The organism is Streptomyces sp. NPDC048604, assembly GCF_043199435.1.
Classification (GTDB): domain Bacteria; phylum Actinomycetota; class Actinomycetes; order Streptomycetales; family Streptomycetaceae; genus Streptomyces.
On sequence record NZ_JBICVX010000006.1, the window covers coordinates 28,443 to 50,784 of the forward strand.

General features: G+C 73.8%; 20 protein-coding genes and 1 pseudogene. 18 read left to right on the top strand and 3 right to left on the bottom strand.

Annotated features, from left to right (window positions below; translation table 11 throughout):
- The first annotated feature begins 95 nt into the window (after positions 1 to 95).
- The 8 genes from ACGFMM_RS14210 (at position 96) to ACGFMM_RS14245 (ending at position 7,372) form a co-directional block, all read left to right on the top strand.
- Entirely contained in the window at positions 96 to 944 is an 849-nt protein-coding gene (locus tag ACGFMM_RS14210) for a glutamate ABC transporter substrate-binding protein (protein ID WP_393646368.1), read from the top strand.
- A 10-nt stretch (positions 945 to 954) separates the two neighbouring features.
- Positions 955 to 1,620 (top strand): amino acid ABC transporter permease, encoded by a 666-nt coding sequence (locus tag ACGFMM_RS14215; RefSeq protein ID WP_393646370.1) that lies wholly within the window; start codon positions 955 to 957, stop codon positions 1,618 to 1,620.
- Positions 1,617 to 2,531: an amino acid ABC transporter permease gene (locus tag ACGFMM_RS14220; protein ID WP_393646372.1), complete on the top strand. Its 915-nt coding sequence runs from the start codon at positions 1,617 to 1,619 to the stop codon at positions 2,529 to 2,531. Before ACGFMM_RS14215 ends, ACGFMM_RS14220 begins: the two co-directional genes overlap by 4 nt.
- Before the next feature lie 54 nt (positions 2,532 to 2,585).
- Positions 2,586 to 3,524: a class A beta-lactamase gene (gene bla, locus ACGFMM_RS14225; RefSeq protein ID WP_393646374.1), complete on the top strand. Its 939-nt coding sequence runs from the start codon at positions 2,586 to 2,588 to the stop codon at positions 3,522 to 3,524.
- Positions 3,525 to 3,626: 102 nt separating this feature from the next.
- The gene (locus ACGFMM_RS14230) at positions 3,627 to 4,748 is read left to right on the top strand and encodes a substrate-binding domain-containing protein (RefSeq protein WP_393646376.1); all 1,122 of its coding nucleotides are present in this window, start codon (positions 3,627 to 3,629) and stop codon (positions 4,746 to 4,748) included.
- Positions 4,749 to 4,821: 73 nt separating this feature from the next.
- Entirely contained in the window at positions 4,822 to 5,721 is a 900-nt protein-coding gene (locus ACGFMM_RS14235; protein ID WP_393646378.1) for an SIS domain-containing protein, read from the top strand.
- A 22-nt stretch (positions 5,722 to 5,743) separates the two neighbouring features.
- Positions 5,744 to 6,505: a PIG-L deacetylase family protein gene (locus ACGFMM_RS14240; protein ID WP_393646379.1), complete on the top strand. Its 762-nt coding sequence runs from the start codon at positions 5,744 to 5,746 to the stop codon at positions 6,503 to 6,505.
- Positions 6,506 to 6,538: 33 nt separating this feature from the next.
- Positions 6,539 to 7,372, top strand: coding sequence for an enoyl-CoA hydratase/isomerase family protein (locus tag ACGFMM_RS14245; RefSeq protein WP_393646381.1), 834 nt, complete (start codon positions 6,539 to 6,541; stop codon positions 7,370 to 7,372).
- Between the two features lie 4 nt (positions 7,373 to 7,376).
- Here ACGFMM_RS14245 and ACGFMM_RS14250 read toward each other — a convergent pair whose 3' ends face one another.
- From ACGFMM_RS14250 to ACGFMM_RS14260, 3 genes are all read right to left on the bottom strand, one after another.
- Positions 7,377 to 8,159, bottom strand: a complete 783-nt coding sequence (locus ACGFMM_RS14250; RefSeq protein WP_393646383.1) for a VOC family protein — start codon at positions 8,157 to 8,159, stop codon at positions 7,377 to 7,379.
- A 141-nt stretch (positions 8,160 to 8,300) separates the two neighbouring features.
- Positions 8,301 to 9,197 (bottom strand): SDR family oxidoreductase, encoded by an 897-nt coding sequence (locus ACGFMM_RS14255; protein WP_393646385.1) that lies wholly within the window; start codon positions 9,195 to 9,197, stop codon positions 8,301 to 8,303.
- Positions 9,198 to 9,270: 73 nt separating this feature from the next.
- Positions 9,271 to 10,281, bottom strand: a complete 1,011-nt coding sequence (locus ACGFMM_RS14260; protein WP_393646387.1) for an NAD(P)/FAD-dependent oxidoreductase — start codon at positions 10,279 to 10,281, stop codon at positions 9,271 to 9,273.
- Positions 10,282 to 10,346: 65 nt separating this feature from the next.
- On the opposite strand from ACGFMM_RS14260, the gene ACGFMM_RS14265 reads away from it, so the two are divergent.
- The 10 genes and pseudogenes from ACGFMM_RS14265 to ACGFMM_RS14310 all read left to right on the top strand — a co-directional run bounded on the left by ACGFMM_RS14265 (position 10,347) and on the right by ACGFMM_RS14310 (position 22,324).
- On the top strand, positions 10,347 to 10,943 hold the full coding sequence (locus ACGFMM_RS14265; protein ID WP_393646389.1) for a helix-turn-helix domain-containing protein: 597 nt from the start codon (positions 10,347 to 10,349) through the stop codon (positions 10,941 to 10,943).
- An 83-nt stretch (positions 10,944 to 11,026) separates the two neighbouring features.
- Positions 11,027 to 11,995, top strand: coding sequence for an NADPH:quinone oxidoreductase family protein (locus ACGFMM_RS14270; protein WP_393646391.1), 969 nt, complete (start codon positions 11,027 to 11,029; stop codon positions 11,993 to 11,995).
- Between the two features lie 44 nt (positions 11,996 to 12,039).
- Entirely contained in the window at positions 12,040 to 13,221 is a 1,182-nt protein-coding gene (locus tag ACGFMM_RS14275) for an acyl-CoA dehydrogenase family protein (protein ID WP_393646938.1), read from the top strand.
- On the top strand, positions 13,218 to 14,303 hold the full coding sequence (locus tag ACGFMM_RS14280) for an acyl-CoA dehydrogenase family protein (protein ID WP_393646393.1): 1,086 nt from the start codon (positions 13,218 to 13,220) through the stop codon (positions 14,301 to 14,303). The genes ACGFMM_RS14275 and ACGFMM_RS14280 overlap by 4 nt, the downstream gene beginning before the upstream one ends.
- A gap of 781 nt (positions 14,304 to 15,084) precedes the next feature.
- Complete coding sequence (locus ACGFMM_RS14285) at positions 15,085 to 16,509, top strand: hypothetical protein (protein WP_393646939.1); 1,425 nt, start codon at positions 15,085 to 15,087, stop codon at positions 16,507 to 16,509.
- Positions 16,506 to 17,822, top strand: a complete 1,317-nt coding sequence (locus ACGFMM_RS14290; protein WP_393646395.1) for a VWA domain-containing protein — start codon at positions 16,506 to 16,508, stop codon at positions 17,820 to 17,822. The genes ACGFMM_RS14285 and ACGFMM_RS14290 overlap by 4 nt, the downstream gene beginning before the upstream one ends.
- A 12-nt stretch (positions 17,823 to 17,834) precedes the next feature.
- Positions 17,835 to 18,959, top strand: a complete 1,125-nt coding sequence (locus ACGFMM_RS14295; RefSeq protein ID WP_393646397.1) for an AAA family ATPase — start codon at positions 17,835 to 17,837, stop codon at positions 18,957 to 18,959.
- Entirely contained in the window at positions 18,956 to 21,760 is a 2,805-nt protein-coding gene (locus ACGFMM_RS14300; protein ID WP_393646399.1) for a hypothetical protein, read from the top strand. The genes ACGFMM_RS14295 and ACGFMM_RS14300 overlap by 4 nt, the downstream gene beginning before the upstream one ends.
- A gap of 108 nt (positions 21,761 to 21,868) precedes the next feature.
- Positions 21,869 to 22,006, top strand: a pseudogene (locus ACGFMM_RS14305) (hypothetical protein); the annotation flags it as partial.
- A 123-nt stretch (positions 22,007 to 22,129) separates the two neighbouring features.
- The gene (locus ACGFMM_RS14310; RefSeq protein ID WP_393646401.1) at positions 22,130 to 22,324 is read left to right on the top strand and encodes a hypothetical protein; all 195 of its coding nucleotides are present in this window, start codon (positions 22,130 to 22,132) and stop codon (positions 22,322 to 22,324) included.
- Positions 22,325 to 22,342 lie beyond the last annotated feature (18 nt).

Sequence of the window (22,342 nt, forward strand, 5' to 3'; positions counted from 1 at the left end):
CCCGCACCACCGACCCCGCACCGACCGATCCCGCACCCACCGATCCCGCACCACTGACGCCCACCACAGGCGCCCAACACCCAGGGGTGAACATCATGAACCGATCCAAGGTCAGCAAGGCCACTCTGGCCGCGGCCGCAGCGGTCGCCCTGGCGCTGTCCGCCGGCGCCTGCGGCGGCGACGGCGGGAACGGGGGGAGCGGCAGCGGCGACGGCGACAAGATCACCGTCGGCATCAAGTTCGACCAGCCGGGCCTCGGCCTGAAGACGCCGGACGGCACCTACACCGGCTTCGACGTCGACGTGGCCACGTACGTCGCCAAGGAGCTCGGCTACGAGCCCGGCGACATCGTGTGGAAGGAGGCGAAGAGCGCCGACCGCGAGACCCTGCTGCAACGCGGCGACGTGGACTTCATCGCCGCCACGTACTCGATCAACGACGAGCGCGCCCAGAAGGTCGACTTCGCCGGACCGTATCTGCTCGCCCACCAGGACGTGCTGATCCGCGCCGACGACGACACCATCAAGTCGCCGGCCGACCTCAACGCCAAGAAGCTCTGCTCGGTCACCGGCTCCACGTCCGCGCAGAACGTCAAGACCAAGCTGGCGCCCGACGCCCAGCTGCAGGAGTACGGCGGGTACTCCGAGTGCCTGACCGGGCTCGAGAACAACGCCATCGACGCGCTGACCACCGACGACTCGATCCTGGCCGGCTATGCCGCGCAGGACGAGTTCAAGGGCAAGTTCAAGCTCGGCGGCTTCGAGATGAGCAACGAGAACTACGGCATCGGCGTGCAGAAGGGCAGTGAGCTCAAGGCCCAGATCAACACCGCGCTGGAGAAGATGGTCGAGGACGGGTCCTGGGACACCTACGTGAAGAAGAACTTCGGTCCGGCGAACTACCAGAACGAACCCGCACCGAAGATCGGCGTCATCGTCGACTAGGCAGGTCGCCGTGTTCGACTTCCTCGAAGGCTACGACCTGCTGGGAGCCTTCTGGGTGACGGTGCAGCTCACCGTCTACTCCGCGATCGGCTCCCTGATCTGGGGGACGCTGCTGGCCGCCATGCGGGTCAGCCCCGTCCCCCTGATGCGGGGCTTCGGCACCGCCTACGTGAACATCGTCCGCAACATCCCCCTCACCGTCATCATCGTCTTCACCTCCCTGGGGCTGTTCCAGACCCTCAACGTCAGCCTCGGCGCGGACGACTTCACCACCATCAACTTCCGTCTCGCCGTCCTCGGCCTGATCGCCTACACCTCGGCGTTCGTCTGCGAGGCCCTGCGCTCCGGCATCAACACCGTCCCCATCGGCCAGGTCGAGGCCGCCCGCGCCATCGGCCTGAACTTCACCCAGACCCTGCGGCTGATCGTGCTGCCGCAGGCCTTCCGGTCGGTCGTCGGACCGCTGGCCAACGTGCTCATCGCCCTCACCAAGAACACCACCGTGGCCGCGGCCATCGGCGTCGCCGAGGCCGCCCTGCTGATGCGGGAGATGATCGAGAACGAGGCCCAGCTGATCCTGATCTCCGCGATCTTCGCGGTCGGGTTCATCTGCCTCACCCTGCCCACCGGACTGTTCCTGGGCTGGGTGGCCAAGAAGGTGGCGGTGAAACGATGAAGCACGGCGCCACCGTCCTGTACGACGCCCCCGGGCCCCGCGCCCGGCGGCGCAACCTGCTGTGGACCGCCCTGTTCCTGGTCGCGCTCGCCGCGGTGATCTGGTGGGTGGTCGCCAGCCTCGTCGACAAGGGACAACTCGAATGGCCCAAGTGGGAGCCGTTCTTCACCGACTCCCGGGTGTGGAGCACGTACCTGCTGCCCGCACTGAAGAACACCCTGATCGCCGCGGCCCTCTCGATGGTGATCGCGCTGCCCCTCGGCGCGGTCCTCGGCATCGCCCGGCTCTCCGACCACTGGTGGGTGCGCGGCACGGCGGGCACCGTCGTGGAGTTCTTCCGGGCCATCCCGGTGCTGATCCTGATGCTCTTCGCGAACGCCGCGCTCTCCGAGTTCACCGACATCAGCCCGGAGAGCCGCCCGCTGTACGCGGTCGTCATCGGCCTCGTCCTCTACAACGCCTCCGTCCTCGCCGAGGTGGTACGGGCCGGCATCCTCGCCCTGCCGCAGGGACAGACCGACGCGGCCAAGGCGATCGGCATGCGCAAGGGCCAGATCATGGTGCATGTGCTGCTGCCGCAGGCGGTCACCGCGATGCTGCCCGCGCTGGTCAGCCAGCTCGTCGTCATCGTCAAGGACACCGCGCTCGGCGGCGCGATGCTCGGCTTCTCCGAGCTGCTCGCCTCCGTCCGCCCGATGAGCGCCAACTACGGCGCCAACACGATCGCCAGCTTCACCGTCGTGGCCGTCATCTTCATCGTTCTGAACTTCGCTCTCACCACCTTCGCCGCCTGGCTGGAAGGCCGGCTGCGGCGCGCCAAGAGGACCACCGGAGCGGTCGTCGGAGCGGAGGCCGTGGAGGAACTGGCCACCCCCGGAGAGCATCTGCCGCCGGCGGACGGGACCAAGTGAGCGCCCTGGGCGGCGGTGCTTGGACCGCGCACAGCCGTCCTGTTGAGTGGGGCCATGAACGCGATGACCTCAGGGAGACGAACGGGGCGGCGCGCGATCGTCATCCTCCTGTCCTTACTCCTCACCGGCACCTCGGTGTCGGCGGTCGCGACGGAGCGGCCCGGCGGTGCTCCCGCACCGATCGCCGAACTGCGGAGGATCGAGCGGGAACGCGAGGTGCGCATCGGTGCGTTCGCCCATGACACGGCCACGGGCCGCACGCTCTCCCACCGCGCCGACGAGTCCTTCGCGATGCTGTCGGTCTTCAAGGCGTTCGCCGCCGCCGCGATCCTGCAGAAGGCCCGCCGCACCGACCCGGGGCTGCTCGAGCGGACGATCCACTGGACCGCCGCCGACGAGGTGGCCGACTCCCCGGTCACCCCGGGGCGCGGCGAGGCCGGCATGACCGTGGCCGAGCTGTGCCACGCGGCCGTGACCCGCAGCGACAACACCGCCGGCAACCTGCTCCTGAAGCAGCTCGGCGGCCCGGCCGGTCTCACCCGCTTCTTCCGCTCGCTCGGCGACCCCGTCTCCCGGCTCGACCGCCGGGAGCCGGAGCTCAACGTCTGGCAGCCGGGGGAGACCCGGGACACCACCACGCCCGCCGCGGCCGGCGCGACCTTCGCTCGGCTCGCCGTCGGACGGGCCCTGGCGCCCGCCGACCGTGACCGGCTCAACGCCTGGCTGCGCGCCAACGAGACCGGCGACGCGCGGATCAGGGCCGGGCTGCCCGACGACTGGACGGTCGGCGACAGGACCGGCACCGCCGTCTCCGCGTACGGCGGCGCCCACGACATCGCCGTGGCGACGCCCCCGTCCGGGGCCCCGGTGATCCTCGTCGTGCTGACCCGCCGCAACGCCGCGGGCGCCCAGCCGGACAGTGGCGCCGTCGCCGCGACGGCCACCGCGCTCGTACGGGAACTGGGACTGCTTCCCCGCGGATCGTCGACCTGATTCCCCGCGATCGTCGACCTGAGGTCTAGACCGCTCCCGCCCACCCGGCGCTAGGATGCGACGCGCAATCGGTCAGCAATCGGTGCGGGTCAAGGGGGCCGGGTGGCGCGGGACGAGGTGCCCACGAGCGGGCGGGAGCTGAAGTTCCGGACCCTCATGGCCGAGCTGCGGCGCGGCATCCTCGACGGCACCTGGCCGCCCGGCAGCAAGCTCCCCACCGAACGCGCCCTCGCCGCCGAGACCGGCCTGTCGGTGACCACGGTGCGCCGCGCCTACGAGGACCTCGTCGCCCTCGGCCTGGTCGAACGCCGCCAGGGCGCGGGCACCTTCGCCGCCCAGCGGCCCGACGAGGACGTCGGGCGGCGGCTGGTCGTCGGGGTGCTCGTGCCCGACACCGCGTTCTACTACCCGCGGGTCCTCCAGGGCATCGAGAAGGAACTCGCCGCCGCCGGGGCCCGGCTCGTCCTCGCCTGCTCCGGCTACGACCCCGCCGAGGAGGACGCCGCCGTGGCCCGGCTGCTCTCCTCCGGCGTGCACGGACTGCTCCTCGTCCCCACCCTGCACACCGCCGCCGACCCCGCCCGCCGCGCCGAGGAACTGCTCGCCCTGCCCGTGCCCGTGGTCCTCGTGGAGCGCCGGCTCGCCGCCCACGGCCCCGGCGACCCCACCGAGCACGTCTGCACCGACCACGAGGGCGGCGCGTACGACGCCGTCCGCCATCTGCGCGGCCTCGGCCACGAGCGGCTGGCCCTCCTGGCCCGCTCCGACGCCCCCACGACCGCGCCTCTGGAGTCCGGTTTCGCCCGCGCCGTCGCCGACCTCGGGCTGCGCCGGCCGGTGTGCGTGCGCGAGCGGATGGACGACTGGGACCCGGCCCGCGCCGACGCGGCCGTGGCCGCCGTACGCGCCGCCGGCGCGACCGCCGCGCTCTGCTTCGGCGACCGCGAGGCCGCCCTGGTCCTCGCCGCGGCCCGCCGCGCCGGCCTCGACGTGCCCCGAGACCTGGCCCTGATCAGCTACGACAACGAGTTCGCCGACGTCGCCGAGACCCCGCTGACCGCCGTCTCCCCGCCCAAGTACCAGGTGGGCCGGCTCGCCGCGCAGATCCTGCTGCGCCGCCTCGCCGACGGCGAGGCCAGCCCGCTGCACCAGGTGCGGCTGCGGCCCCGGCTGGTGGTGCGGGCCTCGTGCGGCGCGCAGAAAAGTCCAAGCCCTGCTCACTGATTGCTCATGGTGCGCGCCCGCCGGACGGGATAGAAATCCATGCGTACCGCAGCCCGCACGAGAGGAACCGGACATGACCGCGCACGTCACCGCCGAGATCGCCGGCCAGCCCGACTGCTGGCGCCGCGCCGCGGAGCTCGCAGCCGCCCGAGCGTCTCAACTGCCCCGTCCCGGCGAGCGGGTCGCCGTCGTGGGCTGCGGCACCTCGTACTTCATGGCCCGCGCCTACGCCGCGCTCCGCGAGTCCCTCGGCGCGGGGGAGACCGACGCCTTCCCCGCCTCCGACCCGACCCCGCTCGGCCGCGGCTACGACCGGCTGGTGGCCCTCACCCGCTCCGGGACGACGACGGAGGTCGCCGAACTCCTCGCCCACGCCCAGGGCCGGGTGCCCACCCTGGCCCTCACGGGCGTGCCCGACAGCCCGGCCGGCCGCCGCGCCGACGTGGTGATCGACCTCGGCTTCGCCGACGAACGGTCGGTCGTGCAGACCCGGTTCGCCACCACCGCGCTGCAACTCCTGCGCGCCGGACTGGGCGTTGACCTCGGCCCCTCGATCACGGACGCCGAACTCGCCCTGTACGAACCGCTGCCCCGGGCCTGGGAGCAGCGCGGCCAGTTCACCTTCCTCGGTACCGGCTGGACCGTCGGACTCGCCGACGACGCCGCGCTCAAGCTGCGCGAGGCGGCCCGGGCGTGGACCGAGTCGTACGCGGCGATGGAGTACCGGCACGGCCCGATCTGCATCAGCGACAGGTCCAGCCTCGTGTGGTGCTTCGGCGCCGCGCCGTCCGGGCTCGTCGACGAAGTCCAGACCACCGGCGCGCTGTTCGTCGCCGACGCCCTCGACCCGGTCGCCGCGCTGGTACGCGCGCAGCGGCTCGCCGTTGCCCTGGCCGCCCGGCGCGGACTCAACCCCGACCGCCCGCGCCACGTGGCCCGTTCGGTGATCCTCTCCAGCGCGGCGCGGGGGTAGCGGCGCGGGTTAGGGTGCGGCCATGAGCGAGAAGACCGAACAGACCCCGCCCGCGCTCGCACCGATGCCCGAGGACTGGCGGCGGGCGCTCGCCGTGGTCGCCCACCCGGACGACCTGGAGTACGGCTGCGCTGCCGCCGTCGCCCACTGGACGGACGGCGGCCGGGAGGTCGCCTACCTGCTCGCCACCCGCGGCGAGGCCGGCATCGACACGCTCGACCCGGCCGCCTGCGCGCCGCTGCGCGAGGCCGAACAGCGGGCCAGCGCCGCGGTGGTGGGCGTGGAGACGGTGGAGTTCCTGGACCACCGGGACGGGGTGATCCAGTACGGGCTCGACCTGCGCCGGGACATCGCCGCCGCGATCCGCCGGCACCGGCCCGAGCTCGTCATCACGCTCAATCACCGCGACACCTGGTCCGCCGGGCCCGGCGGACCCTGGAACACCCCCGACCACCTGGCCGTCGGCCGTGCCACGCTGGACGCGGCCGGCGACGCCGGCAACCGCTGGATCTTCCCCGAGCTCGCCGAGCAGGGCCTGGAGCCGTGGAACGGCGTCCGCTGGGTGGCCGTCGCCGGCTCCACCAGCCCCACCCACGCGGTCGCCGCCGAGCCCGGTCTGGAGCGCGGCATCGAGTCGCTGCTCTGCCACCGCGCCTACATCGAGGCCCTGACGGACGAGGAGCCCGAGGAGTACGTGCGCGGGTTCCTCACCGGGATCGCCGCCCGCACCGGCGAGCGCTTCGGCGGCGTCCCCGCGGTGTCGTTCGAGGTCTTCCCGCGCTAATCTGACGCTCCATCAGCCAGGGGGTGGGGTGCGGTGATCGACACGCTCGACCGGGAGATCCCGGCGGGACAGGAGCGGCTGCGGCTCACGGTCGGGGACGGCATCGGCGTCCTCACCCTCTGCCGGCCGGAGAAGCTCAACGGCTGGAGCTGGGAGGCCAGTCGGCAGCTCGGCGTGTACGCCGACCGGCTCCGCTTCGACGAGGACGTACGGGTCGTGCTGCTGCGCGCCGAGGGGCGGGCGTTCTGCGCCGGCATCGACGTCACCGCGCCGGGCGGGGCGATCACCGGGCGGTCGGCGGCCGAGCGGACCCACCGGTACGACGAGGGCATCCGCTGGGTGCACGAGCGGTTCGCCGCCTTCGCCCGGCTCCCACAGCCGGTGGTGGCCGCCGTGCAGGGGTACTGTCTCGGCTTCGGCTTCGAGTTGGCGCTGATGGCGGACGTCCGGATCGCCGCGGACGACGCCGTGTTCGCCCTGCCCGAGGCGCAGTTGGGCGTCGCCGTCGACGCCGGCGGCGATCTGCGCATCGCCCGCGACGCGGGGGCCGGCTGGGCCAAGTACCTGGCCCTCACCGGCCGCCGCCTCGACGCCGCCACCGCCGAACGCCTCGGCCTGGTCCAACTGGTCGCCCCGCGCGCCGACCTGGACGCGGTCGCGCGCGACACCGCTGCCGCGATCGCCGCGAACGCGCCGCTCGCCGTCCGGGCGATCAAGCGGAACATCGACGCGTACGCGGACCGGGGGATGGCGGCCGCCCTCGACCGCGCGGCCCTGGCCGCCGCGCTCACCCTCACCTCCGACGACGCCCGCGAGGGCTACGCGGCGAAGGCCGAGCGCCGCCCGCCCGGCTTCGAAGGCCGGTGAGCGGTTAACCCGGCATCGGCGCGGGCTTCAGAACGGCGAACGGCGCGCCGTACGGGTCGGCGAACCAGGCCAGCCGGCCCACGTCCGGCACGTCGGACGGCGGCATCAGCACCGAACCGCCCCGGCCCTGCACCAGTTCGGCCGTCCGGTCCGCGTCGGCCACGTCGAAGTACGGGATCCAGCTCGGCGCCATGCCCTCGCTCTGGATCTCCGCCGCCCCGCCGAACGAGGCGTCCTCCTGGTCGCCCTCGGCCGTCGAGATCACCCGGTAGGTCATGCCGGGCGCCTCCATCGAGGCCCACCGCCAGCCGAAGAGGGACTGATAGAAGCCGAGCGCGGCCTCGGGGTCGGGCGTGTGCAGCTCCACCCAGACGAGCGTGTTCTCCTCGGAGGTCCGGTCCAGGCCCTTGGTGGTCCCCGGCTGCCAGAGCGCGAACTGTGCGCCCGCCGGGTCCGTCAGGGCCGCCATCCGCCCGGCCTCCATCACGTCCATCGGCGCGACCCGCACCTGCGCGCCGGCCTTCTCCGCGGTCTGCGCGGCGCCGTCCGCGTCCGGAGTGGTGAAGTACACCGTCCAGGCCGAGTTCGCGCCCTCCTCGGTCAGCGGACCGAGCGCGGCGACGACCTCCGTGCCCTTCCGGAAGAACCCGTAGCCGCCCGCCTCGGGGCCGGCCGACAGGTACTCCCAGCCGAACACGGCCGAATAGAAGGCGGCGGCCGCGTCCGTGTCGGGGCTGCCGAGGTCGATCCAGCTGGGGGAGCCGGTCCTGAAGTCCGTACCGAGCATGTGCTGCGCCTGCCTTCCGCGGTCATGGCGGGTGGGTGTGGAGTGCGGTCGAGCCAGGGTGTCCCGCCCGGCGATCCTTTCCGTCCCGGCGGGCCCGCGCAGCCCGAGCGCCCCGCAATCACACGCACGGCCGAGCGCGCGTCAGCCGCCGGGCCGCTCCGGCCGGCCGCGCAGCTGCTCGCGCACCGGCACGACCGGGTCGTTGACCAGGGTCCGGCGCTGCCAGTTCGCCCCGTCCACCACCAGCGTGTGCCCGCTGACGAAGCGGGCGTACGGCGAGGCGAGGAAGGTCGCCGCCCAGCCCAGTTCGCGCGGCTGCCCCACCCGCAATGCGGGCTGCCGACGCCCCGGGTCCGGCCCGCGGTCGAGGCCCGCGCGCAGGGCCGGCGGCAGGTCGTCGTGCGGCATCAGACCGGGGACGAGTCCGTTGACCTGGATGCCGTACGGGCCCCACTCCACGGCCAGCGTCTCCACCAGGCTCTTCACGCCCGCCTTGGCCGACGCCGAGTGCACGAATCCGGGACCGCCGGTCCACGCGTACGACGCGCCGACGGCGATCACCGAGGCGGGCGTCCCGGCGGCCAGATGCCGCCGGGCGAACTCCCGAATGGCGAACCACGCTCCGGTCAGGGTGATGTCGACCACCGCGCGCCAGCCGTTCGGCGTCAACTCCTCGGCGGCCACCGGGAAGTTCGCGGCGGCGTTGCTGACCAGCACGTCCGGCAGCCCGACCGGACCGGCCTCGCAGGCGTCCAGGACCTCCGCGATCCGCTCCGGGTCGCGGACGTCGCAGACGGCCGTGACCACCCGTGTCCCGCCCGCCGCCGCCAGCTCCTCGCGGGCCCGTGCGAGCCGGTCCGCGCGGCGGCCGACGAGGACCAGGTCCGCGCCGAGCCGCGCGAACTCCGCCGCGACGGCCTTCCCGAGGCCCGACCCGCCGCCCGTGACCAGCACGGCCCGCCCCTCGTACGTCCCGTGCGGCAGGGCCCGCGCCCCCGACGGCGGGGGCGCGGGCAGTCCGGGCGGCTCGGTCGTCATGACGCATCGATAGCGCGGCGGGGCGCAGAACTGAAGACCCGTACGCCGGACGCGCGCGGACCACGCCCGTACGTCAGACCGCTGCCACTGCTTCGGCCGCCGCCGTCGTCTTCCGGTCCAGGTCCTCGTTCAGCAGGTCCATGTTGAGGATCGCGCCCGCGCGATAGCCGCCGCTCGCCGCGTTGACGACCTGCTCGGCCGCGCCGATCGCGTTGCCCGCCGCCCAGACGCCCGGGACGCTGGTGCGGCCGGTCGGGTCGACGGTGACGAAGCGGCCCATCGGGGTCTCCTCCGTGGCCGCGCCGAGCGCGGTGAGCAGACCGTCCCGGGGGGTGACGACGGTGCCGACGAACAGGACGGAGCGCTCGACCACCCGGCCGTCGGCCATCCGCACTCCGGTCAGCCGGTCGCCCTCGACCTCGAGACCGGCCACCTCGCCCTCGACCGTCCGCACGCCCGCCGCCGCGAGCCGCAGCCGGTCCTCGTCGGTGACCGCGTCGTACGTGTGCGGGAAGAAGACCACGTCGTCGGACCACTGGGTGACCAGCAGAGCCTGGTGCGCGCCCATCACCGGGTGGGCGACCACGCCGAACGCCTGGTCGCGGACCTCCCAGCCGTGGCAGTACGGGCAGTGCAGCACGTCCCGGCCCCAGCGCTCCGCCACCCCGTCCAGCGGCGGCAGCTCGTCCACCAGACCGGTCGTCACCACCAGCCGCCGGGCCCGGACCGTCCGCCCGTCGGCGAGCGTGACGGTGAACCCGACCGCGCCGCCGCCGTCCGGGGCCGCGGCCACGACCTCGCCGGCCGTCCACTCCACGCCGTACGCGGCGATCTCCCGCCGCCCGGCCTCCAGGAACTCCGCGGGGCTCATCCCGTCCCGGGACAGGTAGCCCTGCATGTGCGCGGCCGGGGCGTTGCGCGGCGCGCCGGCGTCGACCACCAGGGTCGAGCGCCGGGCCCGCCCGAGGACCAGGGCCGCGCTCAGGCCGGCGGCCCCGCCGCCGACGACCACGACGTCGTACCGCCCGTGTGTCCCGCGTGTCCCGCGTGTCTCGCGTGCGAGGGAAGCGCTGTGTGTGTTCATGTCCGCGAGCCTGCGCCCGCCCGCGCCCGCTTGACAAAGTTTGTTGCCGTTCCTGCAATGAACCCATGCCCGAGCCTTCCTCCGAGGACCCCCGTATCGACGACGTGCTCACCGAGGTCGGCCCCCGGCTGCGCCGTATCCGGCGCGACCGGGGCGTCACCCTCGCCGAGCTGTCCGCCGCCACCGGTATCTCCGTGAGCACCCTGTCCCGCCTGGAGTCCGGTGGGCGCAGGCCCAGCCTGGAGCTGCTGCTGCCGCTGGCCCGCGCGCACCAGGTCGCCCTGGACGAGCTGGTCGGCGCGCCGCCGGTCGGCGACCCCCGGGTCCGGTCGAAGCCGATCGTGCGGCACGGCCGGACGATGTACCCGCTGACCCGGCAGCCCGGCGGTCTGCAGGCGTACAAGGTGATCCAGGAGAAGCCGTACGAGAACCCGGACCCGCGGGTCCACGAGGGGTACGAATGGCTCTACGTGCTCTCCGGGAGGCTGCGGCTGGTCCTCGGCGAGCACGACGTCGTGCTGGGCGCCGGCGAGGCCGCCGAGTTCGACACGCGGGTGCCGCACTGGTTCGGGCCCACGCCCGACGGGCCGGTGGAGTTCCTGTCGCTGTTCGGCCCGCAGGGCGAACGGATGCATGTGAGGGCGCGCCCGAAGAAGTCCTGAGCAGCCTGTTCCGCGAGGAGCAAGCGACCGCTTAGTATGCGACCGACCGCCCAGTACGGACGACCGCCCCTGGAGGACCGACGATGCAGGCATGGCGTGTGCACGAGAACGGCGAGCCGGGCGAGGTGATGCAGTGCGACGAAGCCGACCGCCCCACCCCCGGTGACGGGCAGCTCCTGCTCAAGGTGCGCGCCGCCAACGTGAACTTCCCCGACGCGCTGCTGTGCCGGGGCACCTACCAGATCCGGCCGCCGCTGCCCTTCACCCCGGGCGTCGAGGTCTGCGGCGAGACCGAGGACGGCCGCCGGGTGATCGCCACCTGCGCCCTCCCGCACGGCGGCTTCGCCGAATACGCCCTCGCCGACGCGGCGACCGTGCTCCCCGCCCCCGAGGCGCTGGACGACGCCGAGGCCGCCGCGCTGCACATCGGCTACCAGACCGCCGTGTTCGGCCTGCACCGCCGTGCCGCCCTGAAGGAGGGCGAGACGCTCCTCGTGCACGCGGCCGCCGGCGGCGTCGGCAGCGCCGCCGTGCAGATCGGCAAGGCCACCGGCGCGACCGTCATCGGCGTGGTCGGCGGCCCCGAGAAGGCCGCCGCCGCCCGCGCGCTCGGCTGCGACGTGGTCGTGGACCGCCGCGCCGAGGACGTCGTCGCCGCGGTCAAGGCCGCCACCGGCGGGCGCGGCGTGGACGTGGTCTTCGACCCGGTCGGCGGCGACGCGTACACCCAGTCGACGAAGGTCGTGGCCTTCGAGGGCCGGATCGTGGTCGTCGGCTTCGCCAGCGGCACCATCCCCGCGCCCGCCCTCAACCACGCCCTGGTGAAGAACTACTCGGTTCTCGGCCTGCACTGGGGCCTGTACAACCTCAAGGACCCGGCCGCGATCCTGCGCTGCCACGAGACCCTCACCGAGTACGCCGCCAAGGGCCTGGTGAAGCCGCTGGTCAGCGAGCGGGTGCCGTTCGCCGGGGCCGCCGACGCGGTGCAGCGCGTCGCCGACGGCGTCACCACCGGCCGTCTCGTCGTCCTCCCGGCGGGAGCCGCCTCGTGACCGCCGCCACGCCCGCCGCCACGCCCGCCGCCACGCCCGGTGCCGTGCCCGACGCCGCCGAACTGACCGCCCGTACGCGCAGACTGCTCGTCGAGCACCCGCCGGCCACCACCCCGCGGCTGGACTTCCTGCGCGCCCGCTTCGACGCCGGGCTCGCCTGGGTGCACTACCCCGCCGGACTCGGCGGCCTCGGCGCGCCGCGCGCCCTCCAGGCCGTCGTCGACGCCGAACTGGCCGCCGCCGGAGCCCCCGACAACGATCCGCGCCGCATCGGCATCGGCCTCGGCATGGCCGCCCCGACCGTCCTCCAGTACGGCTCCGAGGAGGTCAAGCGGCGGTTCCTGAAGCCGCTGTGGACCGGCGAGGAGGTGTGGTGCCAGCTGTTCAGCGAGCCCGGCGCCGGCTCCGACCTCGCCGCGCTCGGCACCCGCGCCGTGCGCGAGGGCGAAGCCTGGGTGGTCGACGGGCAGAAGGTGTGGACGTCCAGCGCCCACACCGCCCGCTGGGCCATCCTCATCGCCCGTACCGACGCGGACCAGCCCAAGCACCGTGGCATCACGTACTTCATCTGCGACATGACCGACCCCGGCGTCGAGGTACGGCCGCTGCGGCAGATCACCGGCGAGGCCGAGTTCAACGAGGTGTTCCTCACCGGCGTGCGCATCCCCGACGCGCACCGCCTCGGCGAGGCCGGCGACGGCTGGCGGGTCGCCCAGACCACGCTGATGAACGAGCGGGTCTCCATCGGCGGCGCCCGGCTGCCCCGCGAGGGCGGCATGATCGGCAAGGTCGCGGAGACCTGGCGGGCCCGCCCCGAGCTGCGCACCCACGAACTGCACCAGCGGCTGCTCGACCTCTGGGTGGACGCCGAGGTCGCCCGGCTCACCGGCGAACGGCTGCGCCAGCAGCTCGTCGCCGGCCAGCCCGGTCCCGAAGGCAGCGCGATGAAGCTGGGCTTCGCCCGTCTGAACCAGGAGATCAGCGGACTGGAGGTGGAACTCCTCGGCGAGGAGGGGCTGTTGTACTCGGACTGGACCATGGTCCGGCCCGAACTGGTCGACTTCACCGGCCGCGACGCCGGATACCGCTATCTGCGCGCCAAGGGCAACTCGATCGAGGGCGGCACCACCGAGGTGCTGCTCAACATCGTCGCCGAGCGGGTGCTCGGCCTGCCCGCGGAGCCCCGCAACGACAAGGACGTGCCCTGGAAGGAGCTGGCGCGATGAGCGACCTGCTGTACTCGGACACCGAGGACGACCTCAGGGCCGCGGTCCGCGCGCTGCTCGCCGATCGGGCCGGGCCGAACGAGCTCCTCGCCCGGATCGAGACCGACAGCCCGTACGTCCCCGGCCTGTGGCGGACGCTCGCCGCCGACATCGGCGCGGCCGGGCTGCTCGTCCCCGAGAAGCTCGGCGGCCAGGGCGCGAGCCACCGCGAGGCCGCGGTGGTCCTGGAGGAGCTGGGCCGCGCGGTGACCCCGGTCCCGTACCTGACCTCCTCGGTCGTCGCGACCGAGACGCTGCTCGCGGTCGAGGACCCGGACGAGCAGGTCACCGGGCTGCTCGCGGAGCTGGCCGCGGGCCGGACCGTCGCCGTGCTCGCCGTTCCGCTGTCCGCCGCCCCGGACGCCCGGCCGGCGGCCGGCGGCCGGGTCACCGGCGTCGCGGACGCCGCCGTCGCCGACGTCCTCCTCGTGCCGCGGGCCGACGGGCTGTACGCGGTCCCCGCCGCCGAGGCCGTGATCGAGCCGCAGACCCCGCTGGACCTGACCCGCCCGCTGGCCGCCGTCGACGCCGACGGGGCGGCCGGCGTCCGGCTCGCGGACCGGGCGGCCGCCGACACGGCGATCCGGCGCGGGCTGCTGGCCGGCGCGGGGCTGCTCGCCTCCGAGCAACTGGGCCTCGCCGCCTGGTGTCTGGAGGAGACGGTGCGGCACACCAAGGAGCGGTACCAGTTCAACCGGCCGGTCGGCTCCTTCCAGGCCCTCAAGCACCGGATGGCGCAGCTCTGGCTGGAGACCGTCAACGCCCGGGCCGCCGCCCGTGCCGCCGCCGACGCGCTGGCCTCCGGCAGCGCCGAGGCGCCGCTGACGGTCGCCGTCGCCCAGGCGTACTGCGCGAAGGTCGCGGTGCACGCGGCGGAGGAGTGCGTGCAGCTGCACGGCGGCATCGGCATGACCTGGGAGCACCCGGCGCATCTGGCCCTCAAGCGCGCCAAGTCCGACCAGATCGCGCTCGGTTCGGCGGGGCGCCACCGGGCCGTGATCGCCGAGCTGGCGGAGCTGCCGGCGCCGGCGTCCGCGATGTAAGGGTCCTGACGTCGACCTGGCGGCGGCGGAGCGGATCGGGTGGCCGTCATGCACGCGGCCGGCTCGTCGAAGTGGCGGACGCGGTCCGCCTCTTCGGCGCGCCGGGCGCGCGTCACCCGTACGCCCGCGTCACCCGTACGCCCGCGGTCTCCTGGACGACCGCACCCTCGACTGGAGCGACGCCGGCCCGGCGGCGGACCCCGCCGCGGCCGGCGTTGTCAGTGGCTCCCACTAACTTCGATCACGTACCGCCTGCGCCGGCTCGACGCCTCGGCGCGGCATTCCCCTGCGCTCGAACGGAGAAGGTGCGTTGTCGGACTGGGAGAGGTCGAGCACGGCCCGGGTGCTGCCGCCCGCGCGGCCGCGGAAACTCGCCAAGGTGCCGTTCGCCGAACTGGCCGACGGCCGCCTGCAGGGCGTCGTGTCCAGCGGCTCGGACATCGGGCGCGTCTACGTGTCGTCCGTCGCCGCCGGCAGTTACGCGTTCGCCTGCAGCACCAACAACAACCGGCCCTGCGGCGGCGCCCGCGGCTCGTTCTGCAACCACATCCGCGCCCTATTCACCGAGGCCGTCCTCCAGTACGGCGGCGCCCGCGTCGCCCGCTACCTCAGGATCGACGCCGCGGTTCCCGACGACCCGGCCGCCGTCGACCTCATCGGGGCCATGACCGCCACGCACCCCTCGCCGGGCGCACGCGACGCCGCCGCGGTCGTCTTCAGCCGCTTCCTGCGCCACCTGGCCTACCTCGAACTCGCCCCCACCACCGCCCCGTTGCCGGAAATGCAGTGGTTCCCGCCCACCCGGGGCGCCGCCCCGGCGACGACCGCGCAGGAGCCGCTCGACGGGCTCGACGAGGCCCTCGCCGCCGTCGACGGCCTCGACCGCGCGCTCGTCGCCGGACTGCTGCGGCCCCAGCCCGCCCATGCCGCCGGACTCGCCGGGTTCGCCGAGGCGTTCGGGGCCTCCCCGCTCGCTGCCCGCGTCGCCGAAGCCGCCGAGAAGGCCGCCGCCGGCACCGCAGGCGAGGACCACCTCGTCGCCCTCGCCGCCGCCCGCACCGCCCTGCTCGGCTCCGTCCACGACGCCGTCGCGGAACACGCGGCGCAGTTCGTCCGCCGGGACCGCGCCGCCGCCGGCTCCGGCGACCCCGCCGCCGAGCTGCCCGCCAACCTCCTTGCCGCCGCCCGCTCCTGGCTCGCGGACCTCGCCCGCGCCGGCTGGCGGGGCCTCGACCACGAGACCGTCTCCGGTGCGGCCCAGATCGTCTCCGCGATGCTGCCCGACCCGGACCTGCGCCGGCTCGCCACCCTCCTCGACGGCTTCGCCGCCGAACTCGCCGCCTCCTGCCCGGGCGCCACCCTGGAACGCGTCCCGATACGCCGCTGGGCCGACCTGTGGTCCCGCGCCATGGTCCTCACCGTCCCCGGCGCGCTCGCCGCCCCCGCGGCCGGCGCTCCCGCCACCGGCCGGCTGCTGCCGCTCGGCGTCGACCTGCACGAGCACGCCACCGCAGTCCAGGCCCAGGTGCACGCCGTGTTCGAACCCGCCGACGGCTCCCGGCCGCTGCTCGTCCGCGCCGCCGTCTCCGCCCCGAAGCCCGACACGGTCGTCGGTGCCGGCCTGTGGCAACTGCTCCGCCCGCACATGTCGCTGCTCGCGGCCGTCGGCGAGGGCCGCGCCATGGAGCTCGACGCCATGCCGCTCACCGCCGAGGGCGACCTCGTCTGGGACGACGCCCGCGCCCGCGCCGGCGAGCCCGCCGACGCCTTCGCCACCGCCCGCGTCGCCCTGTCCACGGCCGCCGACCCGGCCACCGCACCCCTCGACCGGCACCCGGTGCGCCTCGTCGTGCCCGCACTCCTGGAGGGCTACACCACCGAGGACGGCGCCGAAGGGCTCACCCTCACCGTCGCCGGCCGGCCGCCGTACGCGGTGGAGACGGACCGCCTCCCGGTCGCCGGCCCGCTCACCCCCGAGGCCGTCGCCGCCTCCCGCGCGTGCATCGGACTGCTCCGCTGGGACGCCGGGGCGTACCGGATCCAGCCGCTCGCCGTCGAGACGACCGTACGGAAGAAGGCGGTCGCCCTGCACGCCGGCGGCTGGGCCGGCGGCACCACCGACAAGACCGGCGCCAAGGCCGAGAAGGCCGCCACCGACGCCGTCGCCGTCCTGCGCGAACGAGCCGGAAAGCTGCTGCGGAAATGACCGACGCCAACGACCCGACCCCCGAGCCCGACCCGTACGCGAACCGGCGGCAGGTCCTCTACTGGAGGCTGCTCGCCCGCCTCTTCGACCACGAGGAGCAGCCGGCCCTGGAGACCGGCGCTCTCGCCGTCGTCGAGGACCTCGGACTGCCGTCCGGGCTGCTCGACCCGCAGACCTCCGTGGACTCGCTCGTCCAGCGCCACCCGGAGCTGGCCGCCGAGTTCGAGGGCCTGATGACCCCCGGGCCCGACCCCGACGGCGAGCGCGACCGCGCCGCCGAGGTGCGGCGCGCCGCCCTCGCCTCCAAGGCGCTGCTCAACGTGTACGCCACCGGCTCCGGCACGGTCACCGCCGACCGGCTGGCCCGCTGGCAGTCCGACGCCGGCTGGCTGGAGCGCGCCCTCGGCCGGACCCCGGGCGCGGGCCGCGATCCCGAACTCGCGGGCATCGAGGGCGAACTGGTCCGGCGGATGCAGCTGCGCGAGGTGCTCGCCGATCCGGTGCTCGCCGCGCGGCTGACCCCGAGCCTGTCGCTGATCGAGCAGCTGCTGCGGGACAAGAACAACCTCTCCGGCGTGGCCCTCGCCAACGCCAAGGCGCTCATCAAGCGGTACGTCGACGAGGTCGCCGAGGTGCTGCGCACCCAGGTGGAGAAGTCGACGGTCGGCGAACTCGACCGCTCGGTGCCGCCCAAGCGGGTGTTCCGGAACCTCGACCTCGACCGCACCATCTGGAAGAACCTCACCAACTGGAGCCCGGAGGAGGAGCGGTTGTACGTCGACCGCCTCTATTACCGGCACACCGCCCGCCGTACCACGCCGCAGAAGCTGATCGTGGTCGTGGACCAGTCCGGCTCGATGGTCGACTCCATGGTGAACTGCACGATCCTGGCGTCCGTCTTCGCCGGACTGCCCCGGGTCGACGTCCACCTCGTCGCCTACGACACCCGGGCCATCGACCTCACCCCCTGGGTGAACGACCCCTTCGAGGCGCTGCTGCGGACCAACCTCGGCGGCGGCAACGACGGTCCGGTCGCCATGGCCATGGCCCGTCCGAAGATCACCGACCCCAAGGACACCGTCATGGTGTGGATCTCGGACTTCTACGAGTTCGACCGCTCGCAGCCGCTCTTCGAGGGCATCGAGGCCGTCCACCGATCCGGCGTGAAGTTCATCCCCGTCGGCTCGGTGACCAGCTCCGGCCGCCAGGAGGTCAACCCCTGGTTCCGGGAGCGCTTCAAGGCCCTCGGCACGCCGGTGATATCCGGCCATATCGACAAGCTCGTCCGCGAACTCAAGACGTTCCTGGCTTAGAAAGGCCCTCTCATGTCCGACCTGTTGCGCGCCCCCGCCGAGATCAAGTACGCCGAGGAGCTGGACTGGCTGGAGTCGGTCGACGACGCCCCCAAGCCGTTCTCCTGGCGGCTCTCCCCGAAGATGGTCCGGCTGTTCATCCTCGGCTCCGAGCGCGCCGACGGCCTCGACCGGGAGATCCCGCCGAAGTGGTTCGGCGACCGCAGCTTCGTCGAGCGTTCCATCGTCACCCTGGCCTCCGACCGCGGCCTGCTGCTCATCGGCGACCCCGGCACCGGCAAGAGCTGGCTGGCCGAACTGCTCGCCGCCGCGATCAGCCGGAACTCCACGCAGGTGGTGCAGGGCACGGCCGGCACCACCGAGGACCACATCAAGTACTCCTGGAACGTCTCCATGGTCATCGCCAAGGGCCAGTCCCGCGAGTCGATGATCCCCTCCCCGATCATGACCGCCATGGAGACCGGCACCATCGGCCGCTTCGAGGAGCTCACCCGCTCCACCAGCGACGTCCAGGACGCGCTGATCTCGATCCTGTCCGAGAAGTACATCTCGGTCCCCGAGCTGGGCGCCGGCGACGGCGGCGAGAACATCGTCTTCGCCAAGCCCGGCTTCTCGGTCATCGCCACCGCCAACAGCCGCGACCGGGGCGTCAACGACCTCTCCTCCGCGCTGAAGCGCCGCTTCAACTTCGTCCGCATCCCCGTCGTCACCAACAAGAAGAGCGAGGCGGAGATCGTCCGCTTCCGCACCGAGGAACTGCTGCGCCGCCACCGGATCGAGCTGGACGTCCCGCCGACCCTGCTCGACGTGCTCCTGCAGAGCTTCGCCGATCTGCGCGCCTCCGCCGCCGCGGCCGGCAGCGACGACGAGAAGCTGGAGTCCGCGCTCTCCACCGCCGAGCAGATCGGCGTCCTCGAGGACGCCATCCTGCACGGCGACTTCTTCGGCGAGCAGGCCCTGACCGCCCGTACCCTCGCCTCCTCGCTCGTCGGCTCGCTGGCCCGGCGCGCCCCGGAGGACCTGGCCATCCTGAACACGTATCTGCACGGCGTCGTCGAGCCGCGCAGCAAGGAGGACGGCGGCCCGTGGCCCGAGTTCCTGGAGGGCGGCCGCGACGCGATCGCCACCCTGTCATGAGCGCCGCCCCCGACGGGACCTTCGAGGCGCTGCGGGCCCAACTCCACGAGGCCGCCGTCGCGTTCGCCGACGGGCCCGACGCGCTGGAGGGCGTACTGCTCGGGCTGGTCGACGACGTCGACCGCGCGGTCCGCGAGCCCCTGGAGATCTTCCCGGTCTGCCACCACTCCCCGGCGTCCGCGCTCGCGATGGCCCGCCGGCTGCGCGAGAAGCAGCCCAAGGTCGTGTACCTGGAGCTGTGCGAGGACATGGCGCCGCTCCTGACCGAACTGCGCAACTGCCGGCTGCCGGTGGCGGTGCAGGCCTTCGCCACCGAGACCGACGGCTTCCCCGCCGACTGGTCGCCGCTGTCCGTCGTCGCCCCGATCACCGAGGCCTCGGCCGAGTACCAGGCCATCGCCTACGCCCTGGACACCCCCGGCGTCGAGCTCGTCCTGGTCGACCGGTCGTCGGACCACGTCTTCCAGTGGGACGCCCGCGCGCAGCGGGCCGACGACGGGCCCGGGGAGCCGGAAGCCGCCTCCGACGCGACCGCCGCCGAGCAGGAGGCGACCGGACTGCACGGCGACGCGGTCGGCGTGGAGATCGGCGACCTGCGGCCCCGGTTCGCCGAGCTGGAGGAGCACCTGCTGCGGCACGGCCGCGTCCGGCACTGGTCGGAGTGGTGGCACCAGTACGTCGAACTGCCGCTGGGCGACGCCGACCACGACACGTACCGCCAGGCCATGTTCCTCATCGGCAGCCTGTTCCGCCGGCTCGCCCCCGGCGACGGCCACCGGCTGCGGGTGGACGAGGACCGCGAGCGGTACATGTGGACCCGGATGCGCGAGCACCTGGCCGCGAGCGGGGCGGACCCCGCGGACTGCCTCTACGTGTGCGGCGCGTTCCACGCGGCCAGCCGGGTCCCGGAGTTCGGTGTGCACGGCAGCGACACCTTCGCCATCGAGCCGCGCACCGCCACCGAGTGGCGGCACGGACTGATCCCGTCGAGCCACGCCGCGATCGAGGCGCAGTTCGGGCTCGCCGCCGGGTCGGTGTCGATCGCCGCGACCGTGTGGGCGCAGAACCTGAAGCGGAGCCGGGTCGAGCCGTACCGGCTGGCCGGCCAGGCCGGAACGAGGAAGCTCCGCAAGGCGGCGCCGCCCGCGCCCGTCGCGGCGGCCGAGCCGTCCGACCGCCTCAGCGGCTTCCTGCAGCGGCCGCCGGTGCTCGACGGCCTGGACGAGGCCGAACTCCTCGGCTGGTCGGTCGACATCGTGCGCGCCGCCCGCCGCAACGGCTATCTCGCCTCCACCGCCGACGCCATCGCCGTCTTCGAGACCTCGATCCTGCTGGCCGGCATGCGGGACCGGGCCAGGCCCACCCCGTACGACTTCCAGGACGCGGCCGTCACCTGTATCGAGAAGGACTCCGTGCCCGGCCGGCGCGACGTCCGCCGGCTCGTCGAGATCATGATGGGCGGCGACCGGATCGGCCAGGTCGGCTACGACGCGCTGCCGCCGCTCGCCCGCGACGTGCACGACCGTCTCGCGCCGCTGGAGCTGCGGCTGCAGCAGCGCGGCGTCCAGCGCGCCCTGCTCGACCTCGCCGGCCGGCCCGAGCTGGAGCGCTGCTCCGACGTGCTCTGGATGCTCCGGTACCTGCTGCCGTACGGCGCGGCCCGCCCCATCATGGGCGACCGCGGGCTGGGGGAGCGGTCCCTCCAGGAGTCCTGGGACCTGGCGCTCGGCACCCACCAGCGGGCCCTGATCGAACTCGGCTACGAGGGCGTCAGCGTCGAACAGGTCCTGGAACAGCGGCTGCGCCGCCGGGCGTACGACGCGCAGGCCACCGCGGCGACCGTCCTCGAAGCCGTCGAGGACGCGATCCGCTATCTGGGCAGCCGCCGGCTCGCCGACGAACTGGGCGCCCGCGCCCTGGAGGTGCTGGCCGCCGAGCGCACGGTCGACGGCGCGCCGGACGTGCTGCGGCGGGTGCGCCGGCTCCTCGCCCACTACCGCACCGCGGAACCGGTGCTGCCGAGCTGGATCGAGTCGTTCGTCAAGGCCGGCTACGCGCACTACTGCACGCTGCTCCCGACCGCGTTCACGGACGAGGAGGCGAGCGTCCGGCACGTCGCCGCGATGCTCGGGTTCCTCTTCGGCATGGAGTCCCTGGCGCTGTCCCTCGGCTGCGACCGCACCCAGCTGGAGCTGGCCGTCGCCCAGTCGCATCCGCAGGAGCCGGCGAAGACGGCGCTGCTCTGGGCCGCGCAGACACAACTGGACGTCCTGAGCCGGACGGAGCTGCGCGCCCGCTGCGACGCGCTGCTGGCCAACCCGATGACCCTGCCCGCGTACCCCCGTTACCTGAGCGGCCTGCTGCACGCGCTCGAACCGGCCCCGGGGCTCACCGACTTCGTCGTGGAGGCGGTGTCGAACGCCTTCGGCCGGCTGCCGGACCCGGTCCTCCTGCCGTGGCTGCCCACGCTGATCACCACCCTGCGTGCGAACGGAGCCGAACTGGCCCCGCTCCTGATCCGCGAAGCGGGCCGGGTCTTCCCCGGCCGGCTGGCGGACCTCGCCACCTGGATACCGCCCTGGCGCCAGGCCCCCGTCGCCCTGCCGGCGCGGCGGTCCGCCGTGGGCAGGAGCACGGGCGCAGCCCTGCTCACCGCCCACCCCGCCGCCTGCGACGCGGTGGCCGGGCTGCTCGGCTGCGACGACGGCTGGCCGCAGGACGCCGCCCCGACCGGCGCGACTCTCCTGGCCCGCCACCCTGAACCGGCCCGGGCGATGGAGGAGCTGCTGGGCTCGCGCTGACCGAACTCCCGACGACCTGCGCCGGGATGTTCGGCCAACTCTCGGCGATGCAGGCGCAGTTGAGTCAGGCGACTGCGCATAGTCGGAGCCGCGCCGACCCGGCGGCCCTGGGCGTTCTGGGCCACCCCCGACCGGCCCGGCCCGGCGCGCGAGGCCGTCTGGACCGAGCTGCTCGCCGCGGGCGTCGACCACCTCAACACCTACGACCTGGCCGGCCTGCAGCGCTTCCTGAACGCCCGCGCCTGAGCGGACCCCTTACGAGGAATCACCCGTACGGCCGCCACGCCGTACGGCCGGACGGGCCTCCCGTTCCGCCACACTTGCCGCCGAACGCCGCGATTCCGGCGCGGCGCAAGGAGGGTGTGGGCGATGGCGGTCTCGATTTCCGTGGTGCTTCTGCTGCTGATCCTGGCGGTGATCTTCCTCCGCAACGGCGGACTGAAGATCAGCCATGCACTGGTCTGCGCCCTGCTCGGTTTCCTCCTCGCGGGGACGAGCATGGCGCCCAGCATCCACAACGGCGTCGCCGCCACCGCGGACGTGGTGAGCAACCTGAAGCCATGAACAGCATGTGAAACCAGG

Coding starts and splice junctions, on each gene's coding strand:
- ACGFMM_RS14285 (WP_393646939.1), top strand. CDS start 15,085: ATGCAGTGGTTCCCGCCCACCCGGGGCGCCGCCCCGGCGACGACCGCG.
- ACGFMM_RS14210 (WP_393646368.1), top strand. CDS start 96: ATGAACCGATCCAAGGTCAGCAAGGCCACTCTGGCCGCGGCCGCAGCG.
- ACGFMM_RS14260 (WP_393646387.1), bottom strand. CDS start 10,281: ATGAACACACACAGCGCTTCCCTCGCACGCGAGACACGCGGGACACGC.
- ACGFMM_RS14310 (WP_393646401.1), top strand. CDS start 22,130: ATGGCGGTCTCGATTTCCGTGGTGCTTCTGCTGCTGATCCTGGCGGTG.
- ACGFMM_RS14280 (WP_393646393.1), top strand. CDS start 13,218: ATGAGCGACCTGCTGTACTCGGACACCGAGGACGACCTCAGGGCCGCG.
- ACGFMM_RS14300 (WP_393646399.1), top strand. CDS start 18,956: ATGAGCGCCGCCCCCGACGGGACCTTCGAGGCGCTGCGGGCCCAACTC.
- ACGFMM_RS14235 (WP_393646378.1), top strand. CDS start 4,822: ATGACCGCGCACGTCACCGCCGAGATCGCCGGCCAGCCCGACTGCTGG.
- ACGFMM_RS14295 (WP_393646397.1), top strand. CDS start 17,835: ATGTCCGACCTGTTGCGCGCCCCCGCCGAGATCAAGTACGCCGAGGAG.
- ACGFMM_RS14250 (WP_393646383.1), bottom strand. CDS start 8,159: ATGCTCGGTACGGACTTCAGGACCGGCTCCCCCAGCTGGATCGACCTC.
- ACGFMM_RS14265 (WP_393646389.1), top strand. CDS start 10,347: ATGCCCGAGCCTTCCTCCGAGGACCCCCGTATCGACGACGTGCTCACC.
- ACGFMM_RS14255 (WP_393646385.1), bottom strand. CDS start 9,197: ATGACGACCGAGCCGCCCGGACTGCCCGCGCCCCCGCCGTCGGGGGCG.
- ACGFMM_RS14240 (WP_393646379.1), top strand. CDS start 5,744: ATGAGCGAGAAGACCGAACAGACCCCGCCCGCGCTCGCACCGATGCCC.
- bla (WP_393646374.1), top strand. CDS start 2,586: ATGAACGCGATGACCTCAGGGAGACGAACGGGGCGGCGCGCGATCGTC.
- ACGFMM_RS14270 (WP_393646391.1), top strand. CDS start 11,027: ATGCAGGCATGGCGTGTGCACGAGAACGGCGAGCCGGGCGAGGTGATG.
- ACGFMM_RS14220 (WP_393646372.1), top strand. CDS start 1,617: ATGAAGCACGGCGCCACCGTCCTGTACGACGCCCCCGGGCCCCGCGCC.
- ACGFMM_RS14290 (WP_393646395.1), top strand. CDS start 16,506: ATGACCGACGCCAACGACCCGACCCCCGAGCCCGACCCGTACGCGAAC.